This window comes from Acinetobacter sp. MF4640, from assembly GCF_002018895.1.
GTDB classification, from domain to species: Bacteria; Pseudomonadota; Gammaproteobacteria; order Pseudomonadales; family Moraxellaceae; genus Acinetobacter; species Acinetobacter johnsonii.
Map to the genome: position 1 here is coordinate 1 of NZ_MVOM01000092.1, position 7,502 is coordinate 7,502.

Sequence of the window (7,502 nt, forward strand, 5' to 3'; positions counted from 1 at the left end):
TTTCTTTCCAAATACGTTTGATTTGCTCTGCATGATGTAAATCATGCAGAGCACGTTTCGCTCGATGTTCTGGGTTATCAACGAGATCTAGAGTCCGGTAATAGGTTGAAGCTGCGATCGGTAAAATTCTACAAATCGCCTCGACTCCGTACAGCTCTTTATTATTATGGATAAAATCCACCATTATTTGTGTGGGCGGTCGAGCTCCGCCTGGGCGAAAAAAGCGGCTGCTTTACGTAGAATTTCATTGGCGCGTTGCAGTTCTTTATTTTCGCGTTCCAGTTGTTTGATACGTTCTTGGTCTGAAAGCTGCTGTACTTTAACTGGATTTTGTTTATCTAAATATTTTTGATACCAAACACGTAGTGTTTCAGGAGTACAACCCTTGCGCAGTATACTGCTCAGGGAGCAATAGCGGTGATCGCAGCCCAATTCGATGGATAATCTTTCTCGGATTCAATCAATAATTGAACCGCTCTTTCTCTGATTTCAGGGGTATATTTTAATTTTGTCATCGGGACATTCTCTCAGAAAGCTTGGTCTCCGACAAACCCGGTACGGTTCACAATTAACTCTTCTTCGCTATAACCTGTCATTTAACAAAATGCTGGATTGCAGAAAAGGATGTGTGGGCCATTATTCTCAAAGCAGGCATTTGTAATGACGATCGCATTAAATGATTGCTGAATAGCCATAGTCATTAAACTATTGAATTCAGTCGCTGTTAATTTTTTGTGTTCAGAATATTGAGGCATATTGGAGTGAATCACTATGTTTCTTTATTGTTTTCCCTGTTCTTCTTAATATCATAAATTAGACTTTAAATTAATGAATAATGCTGGTTTATGATTTATACAATATAATCAATAGTCTATAAAATTATTTATATGGTTATCTTTGCCATGTACTGGAAGATTCAATTGTCGATGAATTTATGAACGCTCTAAAAGATATTAGGGCTATTGCTACGGATATAATAATAAATTAAAGATAGCAGAATATTGTGATCAGAAAAGTTGATGTAGCACAAATGTTCAACCAGAAGTTTTACAACGGATGTAAGGAATACTTGAAGGGATGAAGGATGTTGTACTTAAAAGTACTTTAATCTACAAGATGTTGGAAATGGTGGATAGGCAGGCAATTGATTTTTAAGGTTTAATTAAAGCATAGTCTGAATGAAAAGCTGAGCATTCTATTTTTCTTTACATTTTTCGTTTAAGCTTTTTTTAACAGCTCCGTTTTATAAAAATATTTAAAACTTAGGAAAAACGATGAAGAATAACTATCCAAAACCTATAATAATCATGCATTGGATTACCTTTGCTTTAGTTGCAATGGTGTATCTGACTGCAGGTGATCCCACAATAACAGACTGGAAAGGCCAGATTCATGTTGCAGGTGGGATTTTAATATTTATTTTATTTTTCTTGAGATTGAGTTTTGTTTTTCTGTATAGAAAAAGTATTCCTAAAACTGAAATAATTAATTCTTACCAGATAATATTATTTAAAATGGTCAGATTTTTCCTTTACTTAAACCTATGTATTGTTCCAATTGCGGGTTGGATGACATTATCGAGTTTTACTGATAATTTCCACGTTTTATCGTTAAATTTACCGCTTTTGAGCACTGTTTGGGGGAGTGACTATATTGCAGATGCGCATCAATTTTTAGGGAATCTCTTTATTGCACTCGTGGGTTTACATGCCTGTGCGGCATTGATTCACCACTTCATTTTCAAAGATAATGTCTTAAAAAGTATGCTTTTTAAAAAATGATGTGATTTAGAGGCTATCTGATGGTTGCCTTTTAGATTCGTCTAGCTTTTTTATATTATGAGTATTTCATAGTCACAGAGCAGATGATAAAAGATGAGCCGAAAGAGCAGATGCAGTATACTGTGCTGGTCGAAAAAGTGATGAATTCATATGTATATTGGTCCGTATCAACTGTCAAATAATTTGATTGTTGCTCCGATGGCAGGCGTAACTGACCGCCCATTTAGGTCTCTGTGCAAATACTTTGGTGCAGGGCATGCTGTCAGTGAAATGATGACATCAGACCAAACGTTACGGATGAGTAAAAAAAGCTTATATCGTGCTAATTTTGATGGTGAATTGGCGCCTATTTCAGCGCAAATTGCAGGATCAGATCCCAAAGAGTTGGCGGAAGCTGCACGATATCAGGTCTCAAATGGTGCGCAAATCGTGGACATTAATATGGGGTGTCCTGCCAAGAAAGTCTGCAATAAGCTGGCGGGTTCTGCACTTTTAAAAGATGAAGACTTGGTGGCTCGAATATTGGATGAAGTTGTGGCTGCAGTTGATGTACCTGTCACACTTAAAACACGTTTGGGCTTCTTAAATGGTCATGAAAATATCTTGCGTGTAGCGAAACGTGCGGAAGATGCGGGTATTGCTGCGTTAGCATTGCATGGGCGGACCCGTGAAGACATGTATTTGAACACGGCTCGTTATGATTTGATTAAAGATGTAAAACAGCTCATTCGTATACCAGTGGTTGCCAATGGGGATATTGATAGTCCAGAAAAAGCCAAATATGTACTCGATTATACCGGTGCAGATGCAATTATGATTGGTCGCGCTGCGCAAGGGCGTCCATGGATTTTTCGTGAAATTGCGCATTATCTGAAGACAGGTGAACATTTGGCAGCACCAAGCATTCAAGAAGTAAAAGAAGTTCTACTTGGACATCTTGCCGAACTGTATGCATTTTATGGGGAATATTCTGGCTGCCGAATTGCACGTAAACATATTGCTTGGTACACCAAAGGTTTACGTTCAAGTAATGAGTTTCGTCAGAACATGTACAAAGTGGAAAGTACAACTGAACAATTTAAAGTGGTCGCTGACTACTTTGACCAGTTACTCATACATGGTGAAACCATGAATGACGTACAGGTTGAACAGGTCAATTTGTTAGAAACCAAATAAACAAAGCTTCACGTATGGAGCTTTGAGTGAATAATGAAACTTAATAACTGACTTGTTGCATTTCAACCAACAGTTGGTTAATTAAGTCAGGGGCCTCCATGGCACGAATTTGCGAAACATTCGTGCCTGCCCAAAATGCACCAAAGCCTTGATCGCCTTGTTTGGTCGCTGCGGCATGTAATTGTTTTCCTAGATCATAACAGTACGGATAAGCAGCAACAGCAGGGCGGTTCGGTAGATCAATCTGGGTATGCCAGTGACCCAGTAAGCCGCGAGCAGGGCGACCTGAAATACTGGCACTTATTTGTGTGATGTGCTCATGGAAAAGTGCATGACGGTAGGCATCATTGGCATTTGATGTTTTGCATTGTACGAAAGCTGTTCCCAACTGTACCGCACTCGCGCCGAGGCCTAACATCTGCTGAGCCTGTGTACCATTCATAATGCCACCCGCAGCAATAATAGGGCACCGACAGTGCTGCGTCAGAAGTTGTACGAGGTCGATCGTACGTATTGAGCTATCAAAATGTTCATTAAAAATCCCCCGGTGTCCACCTGCTTCTATGCCTTGAGCAATAATAAAATCAATTCCTGCTGCTTCAATGGCCCGTGCTTCCGCTAGGTTGGTTGCAGAAACCATGGTTAAAATGCCAGCGTCTTTTAGCACCTGTATTTGGTGCGGATGCGGAACACCGAAGTGAAAACTGACGGCTTTAGGGCGAGTTTCAAGTACGACATTTAAAAAGTCATCATTGTCCAAAAAGCTAGGATAAATACAGTGCAGTTGCGTGGGTGGTTCTGCATCGTATTGTTCAAAATTAGGTCTTACAAAATCAATCCATGTTTGTGCGATAGCTGGATCAAGTTCGACACTTTGATGACAGAAAAAATTAACTTGAAAAGGTTGTTCGGTCAGTGCTTGGGTTTTTAAAATTTGGCTACGTGCGGTTTCTGCGGTGTTTGCACCTAATCCAAGTGAGCCTAGCCCGCCTTGATTTGAAACCTCCGCCGCAAGCTCTGGTGTAGAAACACCAGCCATCGGTGCAAGGAAGATAGGATGTTTAATTTCAAGACGTTCTAATAATAAAGACATGTACTTGCTCCTTTTACATATAGACACTTTGCCCAAGCACTGCAAAATTGGCAAATAATATTCAGTATTTTCTCGAAAAATATCTAAATCAATCACGTTTATTTTTCGGTTTTTAGCGACAAGCCATGTCGTTGGGTATGTGTATTGGCAATGCTTTTAGTCTGGAATTTTTTATACTTTTATTTTAGATTTTACCGAGGATCGTCATGACCGATCGTATCCGTGAAAAGCTACAGATTCTAGCTGATGCAGCTAAATATGACGTGTCCTGTTCGTCCAGTGGTAGTAATCGTAAAAACAACAATCAAGGTTTGGGGAATACAGGAAACGGTATCTGTCATAGTTATACAGAAGATGGTCGTTGTGTTTCATTGCTTAAAATTCTATTTTCAAATGTCTGTATTTTTGATTGTTCCTACTGTGTTTCTAGACGCTCTAACGATGTCAAACGAGCTGCTTTTACTGTACAAGAAGTGGTGGATTTAACCATCAACTTTTACCGCCGCAATTATATTGAAGGGTTATTTCTCAGTTCAGGTATTTTTAAATCAGCTGATTTCACTATGGAGCGAATGCTACAAGTGGTGAAAAAGTTACGCCTTGAAGAGAACTTTAATGGTTATATTCATCTAAAAACGATACCTGGTGCTTCCCAAGAAATTATTACTGAGGCAGGCTTATATGTAGACCGCATGAGTATTAACTTGGAAATTCCAACGGAAATTGGTCTAAAGCAGTTTGCACCAGAAAAATCGCATGCAGAAGTACAAAAGGATTTAGGTATTGTACGTGATCGCTTAATTCAGTTGACGGATGAGCGGCGTGTGATTCAGCATGTGCCGAAGTTTGTACCAGCGGGACAAACCACTCAGATGGTGGTGGGCGCACATCAAGAAACAGACAAAGATATTATTTTAATGGCAGATCATCATTATAAAGTGTATCAGCTCAAACGGGTGTATTTTTCAGGCTATATCCCAATCAATGAACAGGAAAAAATGCTTCCTGTCGTGGGTTCTGCACCGCCATTATTAAGAGAAAATCGGCTGTATCAGTCGGATTGGCTCATGCGTTTCTATGGTTTTGATGCGCAGGAAATTGTGAATGATCAGCATCCGAATTTAGATTTGGACATCGACCCGAAGCTAAGTTGGGCATTACGTAACCCTGAGCATTTTCCTGTTGATATTCAACATGCAGACTATCGTATGATTTTACGTGTTCCGGGTATAGGTGTTCAATCGGCTAAAAAAATTGTGCAAGCTCGTCGTTTTGGGCAGATTCATATCGATCAACTAAAGCGTATGGGCATTGCTTATAATCGGGCACAGCATTTTATTCACTGTGCAGACACGCCAAAGTTTAAAAAAGAGCAACCAGCGAGCCAGATTCGGCAGCATATTTTGCAATCAGGGCAATCTAAATATCAAAAACAGCTTTCGCCTCAACTGGGCTTCGGTTTTTAGTATGTCGATATATCGCTTTGATCAAAGCATGACTGGACTACTGAGTTGTGTGTATAGGAGCTTTCAGTTTAAAGATTTTGACGTCAAGCTTGCATCTAACAATTCCCAAGCCAGCTTGTTTGATGAGTGTATTGAGGTTGCTTCAAATGATGAACACGCTGAGCGAGTTTGGCGGGGATTAAAACAAAAAATCACAGCTGAGAGTCTGCGATCTTTTTATTATTGCTTTCTGTCTGAGCAGGAACAGCCACATCAACATCTTTTTAATTTCTGTATCTATGTGTTTAAAAATACACATGCGGTAGATCGTAACTATGCGCATGCGGATGTATTGGCTATTTCGCAGTGGGCCAAACAAGTGGGCAGGGAAAAGCATCGTATGGAAGCTTTTGTCCGCTTTAAAAAATGTCAGGATGGATTGTTTCTAAGTTTGGTACAGCCGGATTTTAATGTTTTACCACTGATAGAACGGCATTTTAGAAACCGATATCAAGATCAAAGATGGTTGATTTATGATGAAAGAAGAAATTTTGGAATTTATTATGATTTGACAGTTGTGCATCAGGTAGAAATGGATGTAGATCAAATTGATCATGCACACAAAGTCGGACACAGTCAGTCCTTTAGTGTTGAATTAGATGATGATGAGCTGCTGTATGACCAGTTATGGAAAGATTATTTTAAAAGTATCAACATCGAGGCAAGAAAAAATATCAAACTACATGTGCAATATGTTCCTAAACGCTACTGGCGTTATATGAATGAAAAAACAATCTAGCGAGATGCAAGTAAGGCGTTGACTCATCATTTCTATGGCTTTTTGGGCTGTTATGGGAAGGAGAACAGACGTTAATTAATTCATGCTAATTAAAAAATAAGCTGTTGCACCTGTAGAATGGAACTTCAATCATCAGTAATAGTGCATCTGAGTAGTGGCTCAGAGAAAAATGTGCAAGCTTAAAGTTGATGGTAAATGATGCTGTAAATAGTAAAAAGCCCATTCAATCCATGGACTTTTTACATTTTAAATAGGTAGTCTGCTATCGCTTTTCGTGTTGTTGACGTTAAACATGCACATTAAATAGGGAACCAATCCAACTAGAAAATAGCATCGCAAAAATTCCCCATAGTGTCACACGAAATGCACCTGTCCACATAGAAGTCCCAGAAAAGTAGCTCGATAAAGCCCCTAAACCGAACAACGATATTACTCCTGTGAGTGCAACTGACTGAGTCAGATAACCTTGAGGGCTTAAGAGAATGGCCAACATAGGAAACAGAGCACCTAGTGAAAAGGCGAGGGCAGAAGAACCCGCGGCTTCAAGCGGCTTGGCACTGGTATTTTCATGGATGCCTATTTCATCACGGGCATGTGCAGACAGTGCATCATGTGCGCTGAGTTGTACTGCGACTTCATGTGCTAGTTCGGGTTCTAGTCCACGTTGTATATAAATTTGAGTCAGTTCTTTAAGTTCTAAGTGAGGGTTTTTATCTAATTCCCTAGCTTCATGTTTTAAGTCGGCTTCTTCAATATCCGATTGAGACTTCACCGAAATATACTCGCCCGCAGCCATAGAGCTCGCACCTGAAATGAGCCCTGCAATACACGTGATGAGTAAGGTATGGCTGGTTGCGCCACTGGCCGCCATCCCCATAATCAAACTGGTCACTGAAATGATGCCGTCATTGGCACCCAATACTGCTGCACGTAGCCAACCAGTACGATGAATTAAATGAGGTTCAACATGGTGAGAATAGGACATGACGATAGATCATCCTCAAATTTTAAAGTTATGATTTATTTAATAATGCACGTTTCATCTACTATAGCACAGCCCATAAAAAAGCCTCCGAGTGGGTAATGCTGATCAGTTAAGACAAAATAGCTGAAATGCGGTAAAAATGAGCGTATCCAGATACGCTCATTTTTTTATGACTTTTTCTCAGAATTTAAGTTCAGCATTTCAGCAGACAGCTCCTTCACTT

Annotated in this window: 6 protein-coding genes, 1 pseudogene and 1 other annotated feature; of the genes and pseudogenes, 4 read left to right on the plus strand and 3 right to left on the minus strand. The window is 39.8% G+C overall.

Annotated features, from left to right (window positions below; translation table 11 throughout):
• Positions 1–515 (minus strand): annotated as a pseudogene (locus MF4640_RS18040) (IS3 family transposase); the annotation flags it as partial.
• Positions 110–226, minus strand: a sequence feature (AL1L pseudoknot). (Overlaps the previous pseudogene by 117 nt.)
• Before the next feature lie 759 nt (positions 516–1,274).
• Between MF4640_RS18040 and MF4640_RS18050 the strand changes: the two are divergent.
• Together MF4640_RS18050 and dusB are read left to right on the plus strand one after the other, a co-directional pair.
• On the plus strand, positions 1,275–1,781 hold the full coding sequence (locus tag MF4640_RS18050) for a cytochrome b (RefSeq protein WP_078390440.1): 507 nt from the start codon (positions 1,275–1,277) through the stop codon (positions 1,779–1,781).
• A gap of 150 nt (positions 1,782–1,931) precedes the next feature.
• On the plus strand, positions 1,932–2,957 hold the full coding sequence (gene dusB / locus MF4640_RS18055) for a tRNA dihydrouridine synthase DusB (RefSeq protein ID WP_005399624.1): 1,026 nt from the start codon (positions 1,932–1,934) through the stop codon (positions 2,955–2,957).
• 40 nt (positions 2,958–2,997) lie between these two features.
• Here dusB and MF4640_RS18060 read toward each other — a convergent pair whose 3' ends face one another.
• Positions 2,998–4,050, minus strand: coding sequence for an NAD(P)H-dependent flavin oxidoreductase (locus MF4640_RS18060; RefSeq protein ID WP_005399623.1), 1,053 nt, complete (start codon positions 4,048–4,050; stop codon positions 2,998–3,000).
• 206 nt (positions 4,051–4,256) lie between these two features.
• Between MF4640_RS18060 and MF4640_RS18065 the strand changes: the two genes are divergently transcribed.
• Positions 4,257–5,516, plus strand: coding sequence for a putative DNA modification/repair radical SAM protein (locus MF4640_RS18065; RefSeq protein WP_005399622.1), 1,260 nt, complete (start codon positions 4,257–4,259; stop codon positions 5,514–5,516).
• A gap of 1 nt (position 5,517) precedes the next feature.
• Entirely contained in the window at positions 5,518–6,294 is a 777-nt protein-coding gene (locus MF4640_RS18070) for a TIGR03915 family putative DNA repair protein (RefSeq protein ID WP_078390441.1), read from the plus strand.
• 286 nt (positions 6,295–6,580) lie between these two features.
• Here the strand turns inward: MF4640_RS18070 and MF4640_RS18075 are convergent, their stop codons facing one another.
• Positions 6,581–7,279 (minus strand): VIT family protein, encoded by a 699-nt coding sequence (locus tag MF4640_RS18075; RefSeq protein WP_078390442.1) that lies wholly within the window; start codon positions 7,277–7,279, stop codon positions 6,581–6,583.
• Between the last annotated feature and the right edge of the window lie 223 nt (positions 7,280–7,502).

Bases quoted from the DNA above. Each gene is read 5' to 3' on its own strand.
- MF4640_RS18050 (WP_078390440.1), top strand. From the start codon at position 1,275: ATGAAGAATAACTATCCAAAACCTATAATAATCATGCATTGGATTACC.
- dusB (WP_005399624.1), top strand. From the start codon at position 1,932: ATGTATATTGGTCCGTATCAACTGTCAAATAATTTGATTGTTGCTCCG.
- MF4640_RS18060 (WP_005399623.1), bottom strand. From the start codon at position 4,050: ATGTCTTTATTATTAGAACGTCTTGAAATTAAACATCCTATCTTCCTT.
- MF4640_RS18065 (WP_005399622.1), top strand. From the start codon at position 4,257: ATGACCGATCGTATCCGTGAAAAGCTACAGATTCTAGCTGATGCAGCT.
- MF4640_RS18070 (WP_078390441.1), top strand. From the start codon at position 5,518: ATGTCGATATATCGCTTTGATCAAAGCATGACTGGACTACTGAGTTGT.
- MF4640_RS18075 (WP_078390442.1), bottom strand. From the start codon at position 7,279: ATGTCCTATTCTCACCATGTTGAACCTCATTTAATTCATCGTACTGGT.